We start from the raw sequence: 21,370 nt of genomic DNA, 5'->3' as shown, positions 1-21,370 counted from the left end.
AAAGCATGAGATTACACGCTAACGTTTTTGGAGAAGGGACGCCATTTCTAATTTTACATGGTTTCTTGGGTATGGGGGATAATTGGAAAACCCTCGCTAAGAAGATATCAGAATCTGGATATCAAATGCATCTGATTGATCAAAGAAATCATGGTCGCAGCCCTCATAGCGATGAATTTAGTTATGAGCTTTTAGCTTCTGACTTGTTAGAATATTGCCATATTAATAATCTGAAAGATGTAATACTTTTAGGTCATTCTATGGGAGGTAAGACCGCTATGTTCTTTGCTGTTAATCATCCTGAGTTACTTAAAAAGGTAATAATCGCTGACATCGGACCAAAATACTATCCATTACATCATCAAGATATCCTAGATGGACTTAGCTCTTTAGATTTTGAGGTGTTAAAAAGTAGGGGAGAAGTAGATAAAGCTTTAAGTGCGTATGTGCAAGATATTGGAGTACGGATGTTTTTGATGAAAAACCTATTTTGGAGAGAAAAGAACGAACTTGGTTTGCGAATGAATTTGGATAGTTTGATACAGAATTCCTCAGAAATAGGAGTAGAGCTTCCAGGGGATTTAGTTTATAATGGGCAAGTACTTTTTATTAAAGGAGCAAAGTCTAATTATGTTTTGAGCGAAGATGAGAGCCGAATTAAAAGGCAATTTCCTAAAGTAAAAATCGATGAGATTTCTAATGCTGGGCATTGGCTGCACGCGGAAAATCCCACGGAATTTTTAGCGTCCGTGTTAGAATTTATTAGAAATTAAACAAAAAATGCTATGTATGCATAATATTTTAATGATTTAGTTGGATAATTGGTATTTTCTACTAAATTTGGTGCATTATTTTTTCAATATTCTTAAAAAAACAAAAACAATTCTAATTTATTATGAAAAAACTACTATTATTAGTTCTATTCGCCTTAGTGACTTTGGTCACCTATGCTGGTGGATATAGAGTTAGTGTGCAAGGGCAGAGAGCGATGGCTATGGGGCATACAGGTGTTGCTGTGGTGAATAGTGCGGAACTAGTATTCTTCAATCCTGCGGGTCTTGTGTATTTAGAAAACAAATTAAATGTAAGTGTTGGTGCCAGTGGTATTTTTACAGATGTGATTTATCAAAACTCTGATTTTGGATCTTCTTCTGAGACAGATAGCTCTGTTGGTACACCGCTTAATTTATACGGATCTTATAAAGTTAATGATTGGTTGGCCTTAGGACTTGGAGTATATACTCCTTATGGTAGTGAGGTAACTTGGCCAACAGATTGGGCAGGTTCTCACCTAGTAAATAATATTGAGTTAGCGGCTATTTATATCCAACCAGTGGTTTCTATAAAACTTTCTGATCAATTTAGTATTGGAGGGGGTCCTATTTTTGTTACAGGTTCAGTTAACTTTAACAGAAATGCAAATAGAACATTAGCGGATATAGATGGTAATCGTTCTAATATTACCGTTGATGATTCTGGAGTAACTAATTGGGGGTGGAGTGTGAGTGCCATGTTTAATCCAACTGAAAATTTTAGATTAGGATTTAGCTATCGTAGCGAAATTATTCTTGAAGCAGAAGGTGGTGAAGCAACATTCTCAAATTTCCCTAATTCTCCTGCTACTCCTGCAAATGGTACTACAACATTTGATGCAGAATTACCTTTGCCAGCAGAATTAACAATTGGTCTTTCGTATCAGTTCCATAAAAAATGGTTGTTTGCTTTTGATTATAACAGACAATTCTGGGATGTGTATGAGTCATTAGATATTCAATTTGGTAACGGTTCTACTTCACTAAACCCTCGTAATTATAAAAACTCTTCTGTATATCGTTTCGGATTGCAGTATGATGCTACTTCTAAAATTTCTCTAAGAGCAGGGTACTATTTCGATGAATCCCCAGTGCAGTCAGGGTTTTTTGCTCCAGAGACACCTCGTAATGATTCTAATGGGTTTTCAGGAGGGGTTAGTTTTGCTATTACTCCTAAGTTAGCGATAGATGCTTCTTTCTTTTACTTAAGATTTGAAGAGGTGAATGAGTCTTATGATTTTTATCAAGAAAACGGACAAAATGTACCTTTTAGAGGGACTTATAAATCAAGCGCATTTGCGCCAGGACTTGGTTTAACTTATAAATTATAATTTGAAGATGAAAAACAATATAAAATATTTAGCAATTCTGGCATTAGGTTTAGTAGCTTGTGAACCAGAGTTTGATAATCCAATTGATGAAGCTGGAGTATATTCTAGCGGAGAGGCTGACTTCTCTAACTTTGTTGCTTTAGGAAATTCTTTAACGGCGGGTTTTGCAGATAATGCATTGTATATAACAGGACAGGAAAATTCTTATCCTAATATACTGTCGCAACAATTTGCTCTTGTAGGTGGTGGAGAATTTACACAACCACTAATGGCTGATAATGTAGGTGGGTTTGCAGGTCAAACTGATAGGTTCCCTCCAAGGTTAGTGTTGGCTTTTGATGCTGAAGGTAATCCAGGTCCTTCTTTATATACTGGAGCTGCGCCATCGACTGATATTACAACTAATTTAGGAGTTTCTTTTAATAATATGGGAGTTCCTGGAGCAAGAGTTTATCATTTAGGTTTTCCTGGATATGGTGCATTAAATCCATATTTTGGACGTTTTGCTAGTGAGCCTAATGCAACCGTTATTGGAGATGCTGTAGCACAAAACCCTACGTTTTTTAGTTTGTGGATAGGAAATAATGATATTTTAGGATACGCTACTTCAGGTGGTGTAGGCTTGGATCATAATGTTACTGGTAATATGGACCCAAGTACTTACTCTCCTCAAGGTCTCGATATTACGAATAGCGGAACTTTTGATTCAACGTATCGTCAGCTTATTGCTGCACTTACAGCTAACGGTGCAAAAGGAGTAGTACTTAATTTGCCTAATGTAACGACATTGCCTTTCTTTACTACGGTGCCATTTGCTCCTCTAAGTCCATTAGATCCTAATTTTGGTCCTCAAATCCCAACATTAAATGCAACTTATGCAGGATTGAATGCTGCTTTTGCTTTTGCAGGTGTTCCAGAAAGAGCAATATCATTTTCAACTAGCGCTGCTAGCCCTGTTGTTATTAAAGATGAATCTTTAGACGATGTTTCAGCTGATTTAGCAGTTGCGTTAGCGGGTACATTTGGTCCTTTAGCTCCAATTGTTGCTGCACAATACGGACAGGCTAGACAAGCGACAGCTAATGATTTATTAGTGTTGACTAGTTCCGGTGTTATTGGTCAGGTAAATGAAGCAAGATTGACAGAATTGATAGGATTTGGTTTAACACCAGAGCAGGCAGGACAATTTTCAGTTAATGGTGTGAGTTTTCCATTGGAAGATCAGTATGTATTAACTCCAGCGGAACAATCCTCAGTAGAGAATGCTCGTCAGGCTTTTAATACTACGATTGCTACTGTTGCCAATGCTAATGATTTAGCCTTTTATAATGTTTCAAATGATTTAACACAAGCTGCTAACGGTGGGATTCCATTTGATGGCGGAGTAATAACTTCTGATTTTGTAACTGGTGGTGGATTTTCTCTAGATGGTGTACACCCTACACCTAGAGCACATGCTTTAGTAACTAATGGTATTATTAATGCGATAGAGATTGCATATGGAGCTACTTTGCCTTCTGTAAATCCAGGAGATTACGGGACTGTTACCTTAAGTAATGAGGTGAATTAAATAGAATAATTTTTATTCATTTAAAAAGAGGCTGTCTAAAAAGTTTTAGACAGCCTCTTTTTTTGTTCTACAAGGGTTTAATATTTCCAATAATTGTTTCGTTTGTAAGTGTTTCTTTGAAATACTTCGATGGTTTATCCTGAGAAGTTTATTTTAATATCAGATCTGATGTTTGGAACGTTTGAAAATTAAAAACAGTAAATCTGAATTTTAAACATCTATAAGTTTGATATTTTATAGGTTTCTGAGCCGTTCTTAATTATATAAAACCCTCTAGGTAAACTTTTAGTAAAAATATGTTCTTCTTCTTTTGTGGCAACTATTTTTTTAGTTATCAGTAGTCCAGAGATATTATAAATAGAAACTTCATAAAAGTTTTTGGTTGATTTTTCTGATAATAACCTTGAGAATATATTTTGTTCCGTATATGTAATAGGTATGATAAGAAGATTGTCAGCTTCACCAGCTGTGCCTTCGTTGTTAGAGTTGTCAGAATCAATATCCACTAGAATAAAATAATTTCCATTAGCAAGCTCTCCATTATTGTTAATATCCCATCCATTAATTGAAGTAGAAATGCCAAAGGAGCTATTTATATTACGACTAGGTATATTAACTGTTTTTATGAGTTTATCGGTATTGCCAATCGAATTGTTTAGAGAAAAGTAAAATTTAACTTTTGCACTATTAGAGGTAGTGTTGCCAATATTTCTAATTTCTAGTTTATCAAAAGTTAGATTGCCTACGCCGCCATTGGCTATTAAATGCTTTTTTCCACTATCAAAGAAAAGTTTTAAAGAAGGAGGGCAGGTTATGCACTGCGAGAAAGCAACCGAAACATCTGGATCAACGACTAGGTTAGGATTTTGTGATAGGGGGCATCCATTGTTTGAAGTTGGACCATATTCATTAGGACAAGTATCACTATTGTTTGGGATGTCATCACCATCGATATCGGTATCACATGCATCGCCAAGACCATCATTGTCAATATCTGATTGATTATCATTATTATTATTTGGGCAGTTATCACAAATATTTCCTACGCCATCATTGTCTGAATCTGATTGATTAGGGTTAGGAGTGTTAATACAATTATCTTCAGAATTCGGTATTCCATCATTATCATTATCAAATGAAAAACCATCTAGATCTTCAGGGCCAATTATCCTAAAAAAACAGCTTCTTACTAATGGATTGAATACGTCAAATTGATAAAGACGAAATTCAAACTCCATACGAGATCTAGCTGCGAGATTTAATCTTAATCTACTTGACTTGTAATAAAATTTTAAGCCATTTCCATCAGCTATTTCGTCATTTCCACTTATAAGCTGTGTTTCCCAATTACCTGTAGGATTCGAGTTGTTGTCTAATGTTCGGTATTTGATTATGAATACTCCGAGTTTGTTCCCTGCGATATCACTATTGAAGAACCCATTGTTATTAAAAGTTATGTAGAAGTTTAGACCGGTCCCATCAAATGTGGAATATTCGTATTCAAAATTTAGATCATTATATGCAGATGAGCATTGAGAGGTTATTGTCTGGGGTAGCAATAAAAAAAGAAAAATTAGTTTTAAAATAGTTTTCATAATAATATATTAAAAGTTAAAAGGTTATACTATATAGTGTCTTAATTTTGAGAATTGTTACTATAATATTTGTAGTTTTATGTATACTTTTTTTAAAGACTACTTAATCACGTAATTATGAAATTCTTATTAAAAATGATTCTTAGTGCTGTTGCCGTATTGGTATTGGCAGAAATTTTACCAGGAGCAAGTGTCGATAATTATGTGAGTGCTCTTATTGTAGCTGTTCTTTTGGCGATTCTTAATGCGGTTGTTAAGCCTTTGCTGGTTATACTAACCTTACCGGTAACTATCATTACTTTAGGATTGTTTTTGCTGGTGATTAATGCTGCAATTATACTAATGGCGGACCATTTTGTTTCAGGCTTTAATGTTAACGGTTGGCTGTGGGCATTGATATTTAGTGTTTTATTATCCGTGTTTCAATCTATATTATACTCTATTTTAAAGAAAGATAAAAGCTAACTGTTTTTCAGGGAGTTAAAACTTTGTTGAGTTGTAAAAAAGTATTACTTTTGCAACCCGATTTTTAGTACAAAAAAGTAGAGATAATGAATATTTCAAAAGAGCAAGTAGACGATTTAAATGCTGTAGTGACAGTAGATATTGCAAAAGCAGATTATAACGATAAAGTAGAGAACATTCTTAAAGATTATCGTAAAAACGCCAATATTCCTGGTTTTAGAAAAGGTCACGTTCCTATGGGATTGGTTAAAAAGCAATATGGAAAAGCAGTTTTAGTAGATGAAGTAAATAAGCTGTTACAGGATGCTCTTAATAAGTATCTGACAGAAGAGAAACTTGATGTTTTAGGTAATCCTTTACCTAAAGAGCAAGATAACTTCGATTGGGATACTGATGATTATTCTTTTGAGTTTGAATTAGGTCTAGCACCAAAATTTGAAATTAAACTTAATGGTAAAAAAGCAATAACTCACTATAAAATTGTTGCTACTGATGAGATGATTGATAATCAAATCACAACAATCCAAAAGCAATATGGTAAGTTAGTGCCAAAAGAGAGTGCTGAGAAAGATGATCTAATCAATGGTACTTTTGTAAATGAAGAAAAAGAGATAGAGAATCAAACAACTATTTCTTTAGATAAAATAAAAGGAAAAAGAAACTTAGATAAATTTATTGGTTCTAAAGTTGGAGATGTTTTAACATTAAAAACCAAAGGGTTATTTTCTGAGGATCAGGATTTGGTGAATGCACTAAAGATTAGTCAGGATGATGCTAAAGGTTTTGATGTAGAAGTAACGTTTACTATTTCTGAAATCAACAATCAGGAACTAGCTGATTTAGATCAGGATCTATTTGATAAACTATACGGTAAGGATGGTGTAAAATCAGTTACTGAACTTAAAGAAAAAATCAAAGAAGATGCCGCGCGTCAGTTTGTTCAACAATCGGATCAGCAGTTACTTAATGATGTAACAGAGAGTGTTCTTGAAAATACTAAATTTGATCTACCTGCAGAGTTTTTACAAAAATGGATTCAGGCTACGGGTGAGCAACCTTTGACTGAAGATGAAGCGAAGGATGAGTATGAAAAAAGTGAGAAAGGATTGCGCTTTCAATTAATAGAAGGAAAAATAATTAATGATAACAACCTTCAGGTTACTTTTGAAGAATTAAAAGAGTTTGCTAAAGATTTAATAAAAGGGCAAATGGCTCAATTTGGTCAGATGTCACCAGAAGATAAAGAACTGGAAGATATCGCAGCCAGAATTTTATCGAATCAGGATGAAGTGAAAAGAATTTCTGAACAACTAATGAGTCAGAAATTACTTGCCTACTATAAGGAGAACGTTAAATTGAAAGAAAAAGAAGTGAGTTTTGATGATTTTGTAAAAGAAGTTTACAAATAATCAACATACACTAATAAGGAATTTATACTTATATTTAGGGCGTTAAACCAAGATTGGATTAACGCCTTTTTTATAAAAATAAAATTTCAGAAAAAGAACATATGAATTACGGAAAAGAATTCGAAAAATACGCTACACAGCATCATGGTATTAATAGTAATTACTATGATAAAATTATCAGTAGTATGTATCCAACTGGGATGACTCCTAATATTATAGAAGAACGTCAAATGAATGTTGCTATTTTTGATGTGTTTTCTCGTTTAATGATGGATCGTATCATATTCTTGGGTACTGGCATTAATGATCAGGTAGCTAATATTATACAGGCACAACTGTTATTTTTAGAAAGTGTAGATTCTTCAAAAGATATACAGATTTATATAAATTCTCCTGGAGGTAGTGTGTATGCAGGTTTAGGTATTTATGATACCATGCAATTTATTAAGCCTGATGTAGCAACAATATGTACTGGGATGGCAGCATCAATGGGAGCAGTATTGTTATGCGCAGGTGAAAAAGGAAAGCGTTCTGGTCTACCACATAGTAGGGTAATGATTCATCAACCACTTGGTGGTGCTCAAGGACAAGCTAGTGATATAGAAATTACTGCTCGCGAAATATTGATACTAAAAGAAGAATTATATAATATCATAGCAAAACATTCGGGTCAGAGTTATGACAAAGTTTATGAAGATAGTGATAGAGACTATTGGATGAAATCTGATAAAGCTCTTGAATATGGAATGATTGATGAAATACTGAAAAGAGAATAAATTTATAGTTAATAATAATTGCAGATTAAAGATCATCTGCACCCCTAGAATAAGTCTATCAATGAATATCACATAGGTAGACGAGTTTTGTTGAAATAGATAATTATGCCGAAAGAAGATTTAGAATGCTCGTTTTGTGGGAGAAAGAAACCGGAAACCAATTTACTAATTGCAGGGTTAGATGCGCATATATGTGACCGTTGTATTGTACAGGCTCATGGAATTGTTGTAGAAGAGGCGAGAGACGAGGAAACAGGAGAGCTTAGCTCAGAATTAATGCTTCGTAAGCCGATGGCTATAAAGAAATTTCTTGATGAATATGTGATCGGACAAGAATTTACCAAGAAAGTTATGTCTGTTGCAGTATACAATCATTATAAGCGTTTATTGCAGCCTAGTACTGATGATGATATCGAAATACAAAAGAGTAATATCATTATGGTAGGGCAAACAGGAACTGGTAAAACATTGATAGCAAAAACTATTGCTAAAATGCTTAATGTTCCTTTAGCTATAGTTGATGCAACCGTACTTACTGAAGCAGGATATGTGGGTGAGGATGTAGAAAGTATTCTTACTCGTTTATTACAAGCAGCGGACTATAATCTTGAAAAAGCACAAAGAGGTATTGTTTTTATTGATGAGATTGATAAAATTGCTCGTAAAAGTGATAATCCAAGTATTACCAGAGATGTTTCGGGAGAAGGAGTGCAACAGGCTTTATTAAAGCTGTTAGAAGGAACTGTAGTGAACGTTCCGCCAAAAGGTGGTCGTAAGCATCCGGATCAAAAGTTTATTGAAGTAAATACCGAAAATATACTTTTCATAGCAGGAGGAGCTTTTGACGGTATTGAAAGTGCTATACAGAAGCGTCTAAATATGCAGGCAATGGGCTTTAGTGCTTCTAAATCAGAAGATATAATAGAAAAAGACAATCTATTGCAATACATTATTCCAAAGGATTTGAAAGATTTTGGGTTAATTCCAGAGATAATTGGTCGTCTTCCGGTATTAACACATATGAATCCATTGGATAATAATACATTGAGAGCTATTTTAACTGAACCTAAAAATGCAATTATAAAGCAATATAAAAAGCTTTTCGAAATGGATAATGTAACGTTTACAATTACTCCAGGAGCGTTAGATTATATAGTAGAAAGAGCTGTTGAGTATAAGTTAGGAGCAAGAGGATTACGTTCTTTGTGTGAAGCTATTTTAACGGATGCAATGTATGAATTGCCTGAGAGTGAAGAAACGGAGTTGAGAGTAACAAAGGATTATGCTGAAAAGAAATTGAACAAATCCATAATTAATAAGCTCAAAGCAGTTTCATAATCTATAAGGGTTATATAAAAAATAAACTCCTTAAGTTTTAAATGCTTAAGGAGTTTTTATATTTATAATACTTTCTTGTTAGAATAAAAGTATTGATGATGTTTCAAATTGATATTAAACGTGAATTAATCTTCTTCTGAATATAATATTTCTTCTATTTTCTTAGAAATGATTTCTTCTGTATTTCTTATTACTAAATCCTTACTATCCTTAAGGTTTATTTTAAATCCATTTTTAGCAATCAATACTTCATAAAAAGCGACTTTAGATGTTTCTCCGTAACACACTTTGTTTATGTCCAAAATCATGTTTTCTGTAGTAGATACAGATGAAGAAGATTCATTAGAAATAGTCCCGTTAATAGAAATATTTCCTTCGGAATTATCAGAGATAGTAACTGTTTCTTGTGCACTAACTGCTACAGAACATAAAATAAAAATAAGACTGAGTAAAAGATTTTTCATACTTGGGACATTTGTTAAATCATAACTTACTGATAACAAATTTAATACGAAAACAAGGGGTGTGAAAGATATTTTTTGTTTTTTAGTTCAATCGTTTTTTTTAATCGATGAAATACTCAATTTTAGCCAAAAAATAGAATTTCTTACGTAGATTTTTTACGTAAAAACCATAACTAAAAAAGTCGTGATGGGGAATTTTACTAATTTTAGTATAGATTTAAGCCTTTACTCGATTAAAGTGAATACGAACCAATTTTGTTTAATATAAGCAATTCATCAAGATATTTTCTAGAATTAGAGAGCCTGGGTATTTTATGTTGGCCTCCAAGTTTGTCATTTTTTTTCAACCAATCATAAAATAAATAAGGTCTGGCTTTATTAATCTGTAGAATGTTTAATGTAGTGTTGTTATACCTTTTTGCTTCATAATCACTATTAATGTTCTGAAGATTTCGATCAAGAATATTAGCAAAATCATCAAGATCCTTAGGATGCTTTTTAAACTCAATCATCCACTCGTGAGCACCTTTTTCTTTTCCTTCCATAAAAATAGGGGCAACTGTATAATCAATGATTTCACTATTGGTTTCTTTCGTAGCTTTCCTAAGTGCTTCTTCTGCATTTTCAATAATAAGTTCTTCGCCAAATACATTGATATGATGCTTTGTTCTCCCGGATACTTTTATTCTATAAGGGTTAATAGAGGTAAAACGAACAGTATCACCAATTTTATATCTCCATAAACCGGCATTGGTAGTAATAATAACAGCATAATTTTTACCAATTTCTACATCACTTAATGGTATCACCTTTTCATCGGAGGTTCCATAAGAGTTCATAGGGATAAACTCATAAAAAATACCATAATCAAGCATTAATAATAGCTCTGATGATTCGTTTCGGTCCTGGATTGCAAAAAAGCCTTCGGATGCATTGTAAATTTCATAATATCGAAAAGAATCTCGCGGTAGGATCTTTTTGTATTGATCAATATAAGGTTCAAAACTTACTCCTCCATGAAAGTATACTTCAATATTTTTCCATATTTCGAAAAGATGTTCTTGACCTGTTGTCTCTAATACTTGATTTAACAGAACCAGCATCCAGGATGGAACTCCAGCAAGGCTGGTAACATTTTCCTGAACGGTTTCATTTACAATAGCCATCATTTTCGTTTCCCAATCACTCATTAAAGAAACTTCGTTACTTGGAGTAGAACTGAATTCTGCCCAAAATGGCATATTGTCAATTATAATTGCTGATAAATCACCAAATGAGGTTCCGTTTTCTTTATACAACTCTTTACTTCCACCCAGGCGAAGACTTTTTCCGGTAAAAAGTTTAGAGTTTTCATTGTTATTAAGATACATGCATAAAAGATCTTTTCCTGCTGCATAATGGCAATCTTCCAGCGATTCTTGACTCACAGGAATAAACTTGCTTTTAGCATTCGTAGTTCCACTAGATTTTGCAAACCATTTAATAGGTGTAGGCCAATATATATTATGTTCTCCTAGTCTACTGCGTTCGATCATTTCTTCGTAATCTTCATAAGAACGGATTGGAACTCGCTCTTTAAAGGTTTCATAACTGTGTATAGATGAAAAATCATAAGTCTTGCCAAACTCTGTGTTCTTGGCTGTTTCTAATAAAACGTGTAACAACTCCAGCTGTACTTCATTAGGGTATTTTAGAAAAAGCTCCATCTGATGAAAACGCTTTTTTAGAAACCAGCTAGCGATAGAATTTACTAAAGGAATTGGCATTTTTTGATGTATCTTTAGGCTGTAATTAGCATTAATATGATTGTGTGATTGACTTTCGTCGGAAACTAAAATAATAAAAATAATATCATTCTTTTTATAGATTAACTTATAACTGAACTTTTTATGCAATATCAAGGAGTATTAACCAAAATGCAAACAGAAGTAGGGAGCCCCATTCAATACTATTTAGTGTTTGATTCTGATTTTATTCATATGAATCAACTACTGAATAAAACCCTAAGTATAAAATTTGTAGGTTATCAGTGCTTAGCTTGTGGCGAAAACAAGAAAATATATAGGCAAGGATATTGTTATGATGATTTTTATAATCAACCTCAGGTAGGTGATTGGGTAATGCGTCCGGAACTAAGTAAAGCTCATTTAGATATAGAAGATCGGGATTTGGATTTTGAAAAGAAAGTACAACTTCAGCCACATATTGTTTATTTAGCAAATTCTAGTAATATTAAGGTTGGCGTAACTCGAAAAACACAAGTTCCTACTAGGTGGATCGATCAGGGAGCTCATGAGGCTATTGAAATTGTAGAAGTACCTAATCGATATCTTGCGGGGATTACCGAAGTTGCTTTAAAAGATCATGTAGCTGATAAAACAAATTGGCGGAAAATGCTCAAGAATGAGATTGAAGATGAAGACTTATCAATATATAGAGATAAGCTTAAAGAATTTATTCCTGATGAGGTAAAAGAGTATTTCATAGAAAACAATAAAGAAACAGAACTTGATTTTCCTGTTTTAGCGTATCCTAGTAAGCTAAAGAGCTTAAACCTGGAAAAAACACCCGAATATTCGGGTGTGCTAAAAGGTATCAAAGGGCAATATTTAATTTTTGAAGATGATACCGTTTTTAATGTTAGAAATAATGAAGGGTATGTAGTTCAGTTAACTATGATTTAATTAGCGTTTTCTATAGCTAATACTTCATTTCCATATAATTCGCATTGCTCGATAGTTTCTTTAATATGATCCATAGTTGTTCTAGGATTGATTAAACACATTCTTAATACTACTTGGCCTAAAAGTACAGTAGTGACTAATAAGGCTTCTCTAGAATTAATCATTTTTTCAGAAATTTTTTGATTTATTATGTCGATTTCTTTTTCTGAGAAATTTTTATCAATAGGATTATATCTAAAATTTATTACTGCTAAAGTCGCAGGCGATATTACTTCCCATTTAGGACTTTTTCTTAATAAACTTTCGGTTTGGTCGGCTAATTCTATATTGTATTGAATTGCCTTTTTAAAAGAATCCAAACCAAATGTCTTTAATGACATGTAAAACTTTAATGCTCTAAACCTACGAGTTAATTGAATACCGTGATCATAAAAGTTAATTTCAGATTCATTGCCTTCTACATCCCTTAGATATTCGGGTTTTTCGCTGAAGGTTCCGCTAAGCCAATTATGATCCTTAACTAATAAACAACCCATTTCATAAGGTTGAAAAAACCATTTGTGAGGATCGACTGTTAGAGAGTCGGCTTTTTCAATGCCTTTTAATAACTCTTTTCCGTTGTTGGCCAGTATGGCTGCACCGCCATAAGCTCCATCAATGTGGAACCATAATTTTTCTTCAGCACAAATTTTAGCCATTTCATCTAATGGATCTACTGTTCCTGTGTTTGTAGTACCTGCAGAGGCGATTAGACAAAAAGGTTCTAGCCCTTGAAGACGATCCTTAGCGATAGCATTTTTTAATTTATTAAGAGATATTTTGAATTCCAGATCTGTAGGTATAATTCTTATTTGACTCTTTTTAAAGCCTATTACTTTAATCGCTTTTATGTTAGAAGAGTGCGCCTGATCTGATAAGTAAATCACTGCTTTAGAAAAATCATCTCCACATTTTATTCTTCTGGCAGTTACTAATGCAGTAAGGTTGGCCATGGATCCTCCACTTGTAAAAATACCTCCTCCTTCTTTAGTGCCAAATCCAAAAATTTCTAATAGCCAGTTCATCGTAAGTATTTCTAATTCTGCAGCTCCCGGTGATGCCGCCCAGCCACCAGAGAAAATGTTGAAGCCAGTAGCAATGGTATCTGCCATCGCACTGATGTAATTACTTGGACCTGGTACGAAAGAAAATGATTTAGGGTGTGATACAATAGTGCTTTGCGGAATAACATTTTCCATCACAAAATTAAGAACTTCATTGGCTTCTGTAGAGTGATGTGGTATATCTTCTGTTAATAAGCTATCCATTTCCTCTCTAGTAGCTATTGCTACTGGTTTTTTAGAGTCTTGAGTGTCAAAATGTTCTACAATATGATCTATAATTGTATAACCATATTGTTTCATATCTTCTTTAGATAACTCTAGTTTAGCGTTGAGGTTATTTTCTTTCATTGGGATCTTTTTACCTACTTTATTTGCAAAAATATACGATTTCAAGAAGTATCTACTAGTATATATTTATTAAAAAAAGGTATTCTTCTTTTAGAATGCAGCAATAAGAAATATCTATGAGGTTGCCTCATCATAATATTGACAAATACATTGCAATTAAGATTACGGTGATACGTAAAAATATTTTTCTGTTTTTTAATAAAATCTTAATCTTTTAATAGGGTAGCGCAAAAATGTCTCTTAATTCTTATTGTTCGTTTTTGACTATATATTATAGCTTTTGTTTAGAAGGGTGTTAAAACGAATGAATAGAAATATATTGAATGTTTAAAAAAAAAGAGAATTACGCTACTAAGAATTTTATTCCTTGAACAAAAGAAATGACTATGAGTGCTATACCAATAATTTTGAATAATTTGGTTTTAGAATTATTAGATTTTTGAGCCATCTTATTTCCCCATTGACTATATAGATACAATGTGCCAATTTTACCAAGATATATTCCTGAAAAGAAAAGAAATAAGGCAACAATAGGAGTATATAATGTGAGTTCGAAAAGATGCTTGTTTGTTAAGGATATCGCTATTATCCAATATAGAATTACTGGAGGGTTTAAAAATGCAAGAGAAAAACCGGTTATGAATTTAGATTTCCCTAACTTAATTTTAGGTGTTTTCTCATTCATTTCTTTTTTGTTTTTTCGTACTAGAAAATAAATACCGATTGCTAAAAATATAGAAATAATCACTAATTGAATCCATCGGTTGTTTTCGAAAAACCCAGTGAGTTCCATACTACAGTGTAAAGCAAAAAGAGCTAATAATACTTCTCCGATACCTGCTGCTAATGCAATACGGAATGCTTTTCTAGTATCTTCTTTAATTGTTGTGTTGATTACAGCAATATTAACTGCACCCAGAGGTAAAGCGCCAGCAACTGAGGTTAAGATTCCTAGGATAAGATAGAATGCGATCATATGGCTTTAGTAGTAATTTTATAACTACCCTTACATTAATTAAGTGTATTGTGTGTAATTAAAAAGAAGCGATAATTTTTTAAATTATCGCTTCTTTTTGTGATGCTTATAATAGTTGTAGTTTGTGTGTTTAACAGTTGATTTAAAAACTTCTAGTAACTCCGATTCTCATTTTTTTAATAATTTCCTCGTAATAAAGGATTGTTAATATAATTTTTTCGGTGTCTGCATAGGGCACAAGCTCTTCAATAGAAGTTTGTGCTATATCTATAGCCTCTTTAGTAGCTTCATTACTTTTCTTAAGTGATTTTACATGACCAGAATCCTCCTTAATTCCTAAATCGCCTAACCGAACTCCAGGTTCATTGGTTAGAGATAAAAATGGAATTACAGTTACAATTTCTCTAACTCGATCCTGATATAATTTGATAAGCTGTCCTTTTTTTAAATTTTCTAGATCATTTATTGTATGAAATTTGGTGATTTGATCTTTTTTAACAAAAAAAATGGCTTCATCTTTTTCCTGGGCATTCGTATATTGGAAAAATAGAAAAAAGATGAAACCTATTAATAATTTTGAATTAAGCATAATTTATACTGTAGTATTAAAATTCATTTGTTGGATTTAGGGGATCCGGAACAAAAAAAGTATTATTTTATTATTGAAAAAGTGACACTTATTGCATTACCATATAATTATTCATTGCCTTCTTAAGCTGAAATTTTGGAGCTGATTTGCTTGTAGGATCTTCAAAAAGGTTATCTACACTTACAAAATCTTTAGTGAATCTATTATACTTTAGAACATTCATTACCCCATTGTTAGGCTTATAGCTAACTTCTACGCCTTCTCCGTGTATATTAAAAAAACTATTGTCCATTTTAAAAGCTCTTTCCAAAACAGCAAGGGATGTATAAGAATCATCGAATTTTACCACATTTAAAAAACCAGATATTTTAGAGTTGTGTATGTATACTAAAGCAGAATTTGCTGCAGAAATAGCTGATGATGTATGTATATAATTGGTTTTGTCAGAAAGATTTACAAAAGTGGAATTAGTAATGGTTACATCCGTAATAGCATTAGGTTTCAAGTATCCAGAATTTTTATCATAACCGTCAATTTCTATTGCATATGATCCTTTTGGACTGTTAATATATGGGTGACGAATAGCCATTAAATAGTCTAGGTCTCCTTTAAAACCTTCAGAAATTTGAAAATCATCATCTTCTGCTTTGTAAGAAAGCATATTTCTCATATTATTATTTCCTCCGGTCCAGTTAAATGAATCCTGACCAGAATAGCTAACCATAACATGATCTATGATTGAAGCAGTCCCTATTCCGAATAGAGATAGTCCATTAGAGTTTTCGCTTCTTTTAGTTTTATTACCAGGAAATTCTATTCGAACATATCTTAAAATTGAAGTTTGTTCGTTTTGATCACTTCCTCCGTATACAGAATACTGAGGATTAAAGTTTCCTTTAATTACACCATTACCAGATACTGAATTTACTCTTCCGGAACCAGCTATTATGATTCCACCCCAATCTCCACTAGCTCTTGATTTAGGAGCTTTGTTAGATGTAAAAACGATAGGATAAGCTTCAGATCCAACTGCAATCAATTTAGAACCTCTTGTTATGATTAGGTTTGCAGGGTTTTCATGATCACCTCTGATAACAGTTCCTTCCTGTATTGTTAGTGTAGCATTGCCAATAACATATACATCTCCAGAAAGTAAGTATACAGTATCATTATTTAAATACGTATCATCTGCTATTATATTTGGAAGTTTTTCGTCTGCTTCAGGATAGTTTGTGGTGTTGGGAGTGAAGTTGGTCCAGCCTTTTATCCATTTACTATCGTTACCATTAAAATCTTGTGCATTAGATGTTAGAACAGTAATAGTTAGTAGGAGACATGTAGTCAAGGCGCATCTTAGTTTCATAAAAGTTTTATTTTGGGGTTATAAATAGGAAGAAAATTCTTTCTTCTTTTTTCGAAGTCACTAAGTTAAGATACTTTTTGAAGACTAGGTTACGGGTTTTCCGTAAAATATGTACGTTCGTCGTTTTTTTTAATTAATTTAATAAAACTTTAAGAGTATAATTCCTACTTAATAGGGTTTTATGTCGTTGATTATCAATAATTTAATAATTGTTTATTTTTTATAGATAAATGATAAACAAAAATGTATTTAGTTGTGAATTATTTTTTTGAAGAGATTATTGTTTATTTTAAATAATTGATAAACAGTTATTTATGAGTTTTTGCCTTTTTCTTATTTTATTGCAAATTTTCGCGTTTTATATAGATGTTTGAATTTTAAAATTCAGAAATAAACAAAATTATGAAGTCGTATGACAGTTTTTTATGTAGTTAATCGATTTGTTTTTAATTTGTTATTTATTAAAATGAAGGTCTAAATATTCCCTTCCTTACCTAATCGCATCTTTTTAATCATTTCTTCAAAATATAATACTGCCCAGATAATCTTATCTGTATCAGAATAAGGAACTAGTTCTTTTATAGTGTTTGTAGAATAAACAAATGCTCTATCTGCTATTTCATTATTTTTCTCTACTATTTTGATTTTATCAGAATCTTCTTTGATACCTACGTCACTAAGACTGGTTCCAGGTTTATTGGTTAACGATAAATAAGGTAGCACTACAAAAATTTCTCTAGCACGTTCCAGATATAGTTCTATTAACGCTCCTTTATTAAGATCTTGTAATTCATCAATAGTATGAAATCTATTAATCAGTTTGCTGTTATCAAAAAAAACTCCCTTTTTCTTTGTTTGCCCGCTTGTAGTGCTTATTGCAAATGTTATTAGTAATAAAGTAATTATTTTTTTCATGATGTTAGTTTTTGATGTAAGTGTAGTTTATTGAACTACCATATAGTTGTTTAATGAATTTTTTAATGTAAAATCTGGATGAGCATTATCTAAGGGGTTGCTAAAAACCTCTTCAGGTTGCTGAAAATCTTTAGTAAATCGGTTATATTTAAGTAAATTGAATGTGTCACCAGTTATATTGTGATGAGTAATAACCCCTTCATTATGCACGTTAAAAAAGCTATTATCAAGCTTAAAAGCTGTTTCTATCATCTTAAGAGTTGAGAAAGATTTGTCTAATTTAACTACATCAGAAAATCCTGATATATTGGAGTCATTTAGATATAATTCACCAAGGTTGTTTATAGATATTGCCGCTCTGGAATGATAATAATTGCTTTCATTCACCAAGGTGATCAACGTTGCTCCTGTGATGTCAATACTAGATAATATTTTCGAATTTTCAAATCCTAAGTTTTTATTATAACCATCTACTTCTATTGCGTAAGATCCGTTATTGCTTGTAATATATGGGTGCTTAATAGCTAGAATATTTATAAGTTCACCTCTATACCCCTGTGTAAAGTCAAAATCATCATCATTAGATTTAAAAGAAATAAGATTTTTAGCTTTAGATGCTCCACCATGCCATTCAAAGGAGTCATCTGCAGAATAACTTACCATAATATTTTCTACTATCGATTGATTCCCAAGCGTATATAATGAAAGCCCATTTGTAGATTTACCCGCGTATTCAATTCTAACATATCTTAAAATTGTAGTTTCTTCATCAATATTATTTCCACCAAATATGCTATATAACGGATTGAATTTTCCTTTTATAGTTCCTTCTCCTTCTATAGTGTTTGCTTTACCCGAACCGATAATAGTAATTCCACCCCAGTCACCACTTTTTCTAGAGTTACGGGATTTGTTAGACGTAAATACTATCGGCAAAGCTTTGCTACCATCTGCAATTAGTTTAGCTCCTTTGGTAACAATTAGATTCGTAGACTTTTCTGTATCTGCTTTTATAAGAGTTCCTTCTTGTATAGTTAATGTAGCATTGTTAGTTACATACACGTCTCCAGACATTAGATAAACAATGTCACTTCTTAGATAGGTGTCTTTGTTTATAATATTAGGTAATTGTTCATCGTGGGTAAGATAATTGGTTTTGTTTGGTTCAAAATTGGTCCAATCCCTGGTCCACTTCATATTATTAGGATTAAAGTTGCTTTGAGATAATCCCGAAATCGAAATTGCAATAAATAAAAATATGCTTAACAGTTCTCTTTTTTTCATAACTTCATTTTTTTAGTCTCACACTTTGTTAAACCACATTGGATTATTCATCCAAAAATTAAAATTCGTTTGTTAGTACTCCATTTAGTTCGGTGAAATGGGATGAAGATTACATGAAAAATGATTTATTAACATTTTTTTGTAAAAGTTGAAATAATAATAAGTTATAAAATGTTACTACTTGTTTTTGTTTTAATCCGCTTATTTTTAAATAGATAGACTTGTGTAAAAACAAAAAAACAGCCCTAAGTGGCTGTTTTTGTAAATTATGGAATGTGGATTTTAGAAATTCCCGTTCACCCCTATCCGAATTTTTTTAATCATTTCTTCGTAGTAGAGAATAGACCATACTATTTTCTCTGTATCCGCATAGGGTATAAATTCGGTTATTAAATTACCTGTACTCTCAAATGCTTCCGTAGTCGTTTCGTGATGTTTTTTTAGGAGTTTTAGATTGTCTGAGTTTTCTTTAATTCCAATATCAGAAAGACTTACATCTGCTTCATTAGTAAGTGCTATATAAGGTAATACAGTAATAATTTCATTTGCTCGTTCTATATATAATTTGACAAGTTCTCCTTTTTTTAAATCTTCTAATTCATCAATAGTATGAAATTTAGTAATTAAGGTGCTTTGATCAAAAAAGATATTCTTTTTAGTTTGAGTAAAACCTATAGCGGTTAAAAAAAGAGCTAGAAACAAGGTAATTGATTTCATTATAAAGATATTAATTAAGGTAAAAATAGTTTTATTGCATGACCGTGTAAGTGTCACGTGCTTGTTTTAACGTAAATTTTGGGTTTTTAGCATCTAACGGTTTTTCAAAGAAATCAGATACGTTTTTAAATTGTGTCGTGAACATATTATATTTAAGCAGTCCTTGTACTTCATTTTTTGGTTCTATTGGAACCAAAACATTTGTATCGTGCACATTGAAAATACTATTTTCTAAAGAAAATGATGTCTCTAAATTAACATAAGATGAATAAGATTTGTCAAATTTTGCTACATTGGCAAAACCAGATATTCTAGAATCTGCGACATGTAGCCGAGCTAAATTTTTAGAAGAAATTGCCGCTCCGGTATGCTGATAATTACTGCTGTCTGATAAATTGATTAAAGTAGCATCTTTTATATCTACATTAGATAGTTCTAGAGATGTCATACCTAATTTTTTATCATAGCCATCTATTTCGATTGCATAAGAACCGCTGATGTCAGAAATATATGGATGTCTAATTGCTATAATATTATATAATTCTCCTTGGTAACCTAAAGTGAAATCATAATCATCATCTTTAGCCTTGTATGATATAAGATTGTTCATATCTACAGTGCCGCCAAAAAATTCAAAAGAATCATCGGCAGAATGACTTATCATAATATTATTAAGGATTGATTTTTTTCCTAAAGCATATAAAGATAGGCCATTTAGTTCTTTTGATTGATTAATTTTTTTTCCTGCATACTCAATTCGTACATAAGTCATAATAGTAGTCATCTCATCGCTATTTTCTCCTCCATAAAGAGAATGCTGCGGAAGAAAATCACCTTCTATAACGCCCACTTTGGATGGAGAATTGATAATTCCGGATCCGGAGATTATAATCCCACCCCAATCACCACTTTTTCTTGCTTTTGGCGATTTGTTAGAAGTGAATACAATAGGTTGCCCTTTTAGACCTCTGGCAATTAGTTTTGATCCTTTACTTACTACAAGACTTGTTTGAGTTTTGGTATCACAACGAATGATTGTCCCTTCTTGGATTGAGAGTGTGGCGCCATTAATGACATATACACTGCCAGAAAGAAAATAAACGGAATCATTTGTTAAGTGAGTGTCTTGATCAATTATCGCAGGGATATCTTCATCTGATTGTGGATATGCTTCATGATTCGGGTCGAAATTAGCCCATCCATTGATCCATTTCATGGAATCGTCGTTAATTGTATTTTGCGACAATATTATGGAAGGGAAAAATATTAGTATTGTTAGGGATAAAATAGTTGATTTCATAACTGTTTTACGGGGGTTTTGTATTTTGGGAATAAAATTATAACTATAAGTGTTCTACCTATTGCGTCTAACTTTATTAAATAGTTAATCCAATTTTAATAAATTTATTGTGTTGAGGATGCTATTTCTTTTATGAAATAGTTGCAAAAAACATCGAATGTTATTTGTGAAGCCTTAATGTTTTGATTTTAAATGGTTAATATTCGTTTTCGAATCCAATTAAAATCCAATACTTTTTCTGAGTTTTCCCAGTACTAATGTAGTAAGAAATCGGGTTAAAAAAAACTTATTACTAGTAGAACTTTGATATAATTAGAATTTTTAGACAAAG

At 32.3% G+C, this 21,370-nt stretch carries 19 protein-coding genes; 8 read left to right on the top strand and 11 right to left on the bottom strand.

All coding sequences use genetic code 11. From position 1 onward, the window contains the following. Positions 1-5 precede the first annotated feature (5 nt). The 3 genes from Q0829_RS07940 (at position 6) to Q0829_RS07930 (ending at position 3,713) form a co-directional block, all read left to right on the top strand. A complete protein-coding gene (locus Q0829_RS07940) occupies positions 6-773 on the top strand; it encodes an alpha/beta fold hydrolase (RefSeq protein ID WP_298541642.1) in 768 nt (255 codons plus the stop codon). A 122-nt stretch (positions 774-895) separates the two neighbouring features. Then, complete coding sequence (locus Q0829_RS07935) at positions 896-2,143, top strand: outer membrane protein transport protein (protein ID WP_298541641.1); 1,248 nt, start codon at positions 896-898, stop codon at positions 2,141-2,143. 7 nt (positions 2,144-2,150) lie between these two features. Beyond that, positions 2,151-3,713 carry a G-D-S-L family lipolytic protein gene (locus tag Q0829_RS07930; protein ID WP_298541640.1) on the top strand — a complete coding sequence of 521 codons (1,563 nt, stop codon included), beginning with the start codon at positions 2,151-2,153 and terminating at the stop codon, positions 3,711-3,713. Positions 3,714-3,931: 218 nt separating this feature from the next. Here Q0829_RS07930 and Q0829_RS07925 read toward each other — a convergent pair whose 3' ends face one another. Further along, positions 3,932-5,308 (bottom strand): thrombospondin type 3 repeat-containing protein, encoded by a 1,377-nt coding sequence (locus tag Q0829_RS07925; protein ID WP_298541639.1) that lies wholly within the window; start codon positions 5,306-5,308, stop codon positions 3,932-3,934. A 117-nt stretch (positions 5,309-5,425) separates the two neighbouring features. Here Q0829_RS07925 and Q0829_RS07920 point away from each other — a divergent pair, with 117 nt between their 5' ends. The 4 genes from Q0829_RS07920 (at position 5,426) to clpX (ending at position 9,296) form a co-directional block, all read left to right on the top strand. Further along, complete coding sequence (locus tag Q0829_RS07920; protein ID WP_298541638.1) at positions 5,426-5,773, top strand: phage holin family protein; 348 nt, start codon at positions 5,426-5,428, stop codon at positions 5,771-5,773. 86 nt (positions 5,774-5,859) lie between these two features. Beyond that, positions 5,860-7,182 (top strand): trigger factor, encoded by a 1,323-nt coding sequence (gene tig / locus Q0829_RS07915; protein WP_298541637.1) that lies wholly within the window; start codon positions 5,860-5,862, stop codon positions 7,180-7,182. 101 nt (positions 7,183-7,283) lie between these two features. Continuing rightward, complete coding sequence (gene clpP / locus Q0829_RS07910) at positions 7,284-7,958, top strand: ATP-dependent Clp endopeptidase proteolytic subunit ClpP (protein ID WP_298541636.1); 675 nt, start codon at positions 7,284-7,286, stop codon at positions 7,956-7,958. A gap of 105 nt (positions 7,959-8,063) precedes the next feature. Beyond that, a complete protein-coding gene (gene clpX, locus Q0829_RS07905; RefSeq protein WP_298541635.1) occupies positions 8,064-9,296 on the top strand; it encodes an ATP-dependent Clp protease ATP-binding subunit ClpX in 1,233 nt (410 codons plus the stop codon). A 125-nt stretch (positions 9,297-9,421) separates the two neighbouring features. Here clpX and Q0829_RS07900 read toward each other — a convergent pair whose 3' ends face one another. Both Q0829_RS07900 and Q0829_RS07895 read right to left on the bottom strand, forming a co-directional pair. Beyond that, positions 9,422-9,760, bottom strand: a complete 339-nt coding sequence (locus Q0829_RS07900) for a hypothetical protein (RefSeq protein WP_298541634.1) — start codon at positions 9,758-9,760, stop codon at positions 9,422-9,424. A 233-nt stretch (positions 9,761-9,993) separates the two neighbouring features. Further along, positions 9,994-11,526 (bottom strand): GH3 auxin-responsive promoter family protein, encoded by a 1,533-nt coding sequence (locus Q0829_RS07895; protein WP_298541633.1) that lies wholly within the window; start codon positions 11,524-11,526, stop codon positions 9,994-9,996. Positions 11,527-11,649: 123 nt separating this feature from the next. Here Q0829_RS07895 and Q0829_RS07890 point away from each other — a divergent pair, with 123 nt between their 5' ends. Continuing rightward, complete coding sequence (locus tag Q0829_RS07890; protein WP_298541632.1) at positions 11,650-12,444, top strand: DUF2797 domain-containing protein; 795 nt, start codon at positions 11,650-11,652, stop codon at positions 12,442-12,444. On the opposite strand, the gene Q0829_RS07885 is transcribed toward Q0829_RS07890, so the two are convergent. The 8 genes from Q0829_RS07885 to Q0829_RS07850 all read right to left on the bottom strand — a co-directional run bounded on the left by Q0829_RS07885 (position 12,441) and on the right by Q0829_RS07850 (position 21,039). After that, on the bottom strand, positions 12,441-13,895 hold the full coding sequence (locus tag Q0829_RS07885; RefSeq protein WP_298541631.1) for an aspartate aminotransferase family protein: 1,455 nt from the start codon (positions 13,893-13,895) through the stop codon (positions 12,441-12,443). The genes Q0829_RS07890 and Q0829_RS07885 overlap by 4 nt on opposite strands. Positions 13,896-14,238: 343 nt before the next feature. Continuing rightward, on the bottom strand, positions 14,239-14,871 hold the full coding sequence (locus Q0829_RS07880) for a LysE family transporter (RefSeq protein ID WP_298541630.1): 633 nt from the start codon (positions 14,869-14,871) through the stop codon (positions 14,239-14,241). 142 nt (positions 14,872-15,013) lie between these two features. Then, positions 15,014-15,460 (bottom strand): hypothetical protein, encoded by a 447-nt coding sequence (locus tag Q0829_RS07875; protein ID WP_298541629.1) that lies wholly within the window; start codon positions 15,458-15,460, stop codon positions 15,014-15,016. A gap of 88 nt (positions 15,461-15,548) precedes the next feature. After that, on the bottom strand, positions 15,549-16,823 hold the full coding sequence (locus tag Q0829_RS07870) for a hypothetical protein (RefSeq protein WP_298541628.1): 1,275 nt from the start codon (positions 16,821-16,823) through the stop codon (positions 15,549-15,551). 474 nt (positions 16,824-17,297) lie between these two features. Next, on the bottom strand, positions 17,298-17,738 hold the full coding sequence (locus tag Q0829_RS07865; protein ID WP_298541627.1) for a hypothetical protein: 441 nt from the start codon (positions 17,736-17,738) through the stop codon (positions 17,298-17,300). 27 nt (positions 17,739-17,765) lie between these two features. Continuing rightward, positions 17,766-19,022: a hypothetical protein gene (locus Q0829_RS07860; protein ID WP_298541626.1), complete on the bottom strand. Its 1,257-nt coding sequence runs from the start codon at positions 19,020-19,022 to the stop codon at positions 17,766-17,768. 282 nt (positions 19,023-19,304) lie between these two features. After that, the gene (locus tag Q0829_RS07855; RefSeq protein WP_298541625.1) at positions 19,305-19,739 is read right to left on the bottom strand and encodes a hypothetical protein; all 435 of its coding nucleotides are present in this window, start codon (positions 19,737-19,739) and stop codon (positions 19,305-19,307) included. Positions 19,740-19,770: 31 nt separating this feature from the next. Continuing rightward, positions 19,771-21,039, bottom strand: coding sequence for a hypothetical protein (locus Q0829_RS07850; RefSeq protein WP_298541624.1), 1,269 nt, complete (start codon positions 21,037-21,039; stop codon positions 19,771-19,773). Positions 21,040-21,370 lie beyond the last annotated feature (331 nt).

The sequence above is a fragment of the uncultured Aquimarina sp. genome, from assembly GCF_947492405.1.
In the GTDB taxonomy this organism is placed as follows: Bacteria; Bacteroidota; Bacteroidia; order Flavobacteriales; family Flavobacteriaceae; genus Aquimarina.
Note: the sequence above shows the minus strand (reverse complement) of the source record. Positions and strands in the feature narration are given on the sequence as shown.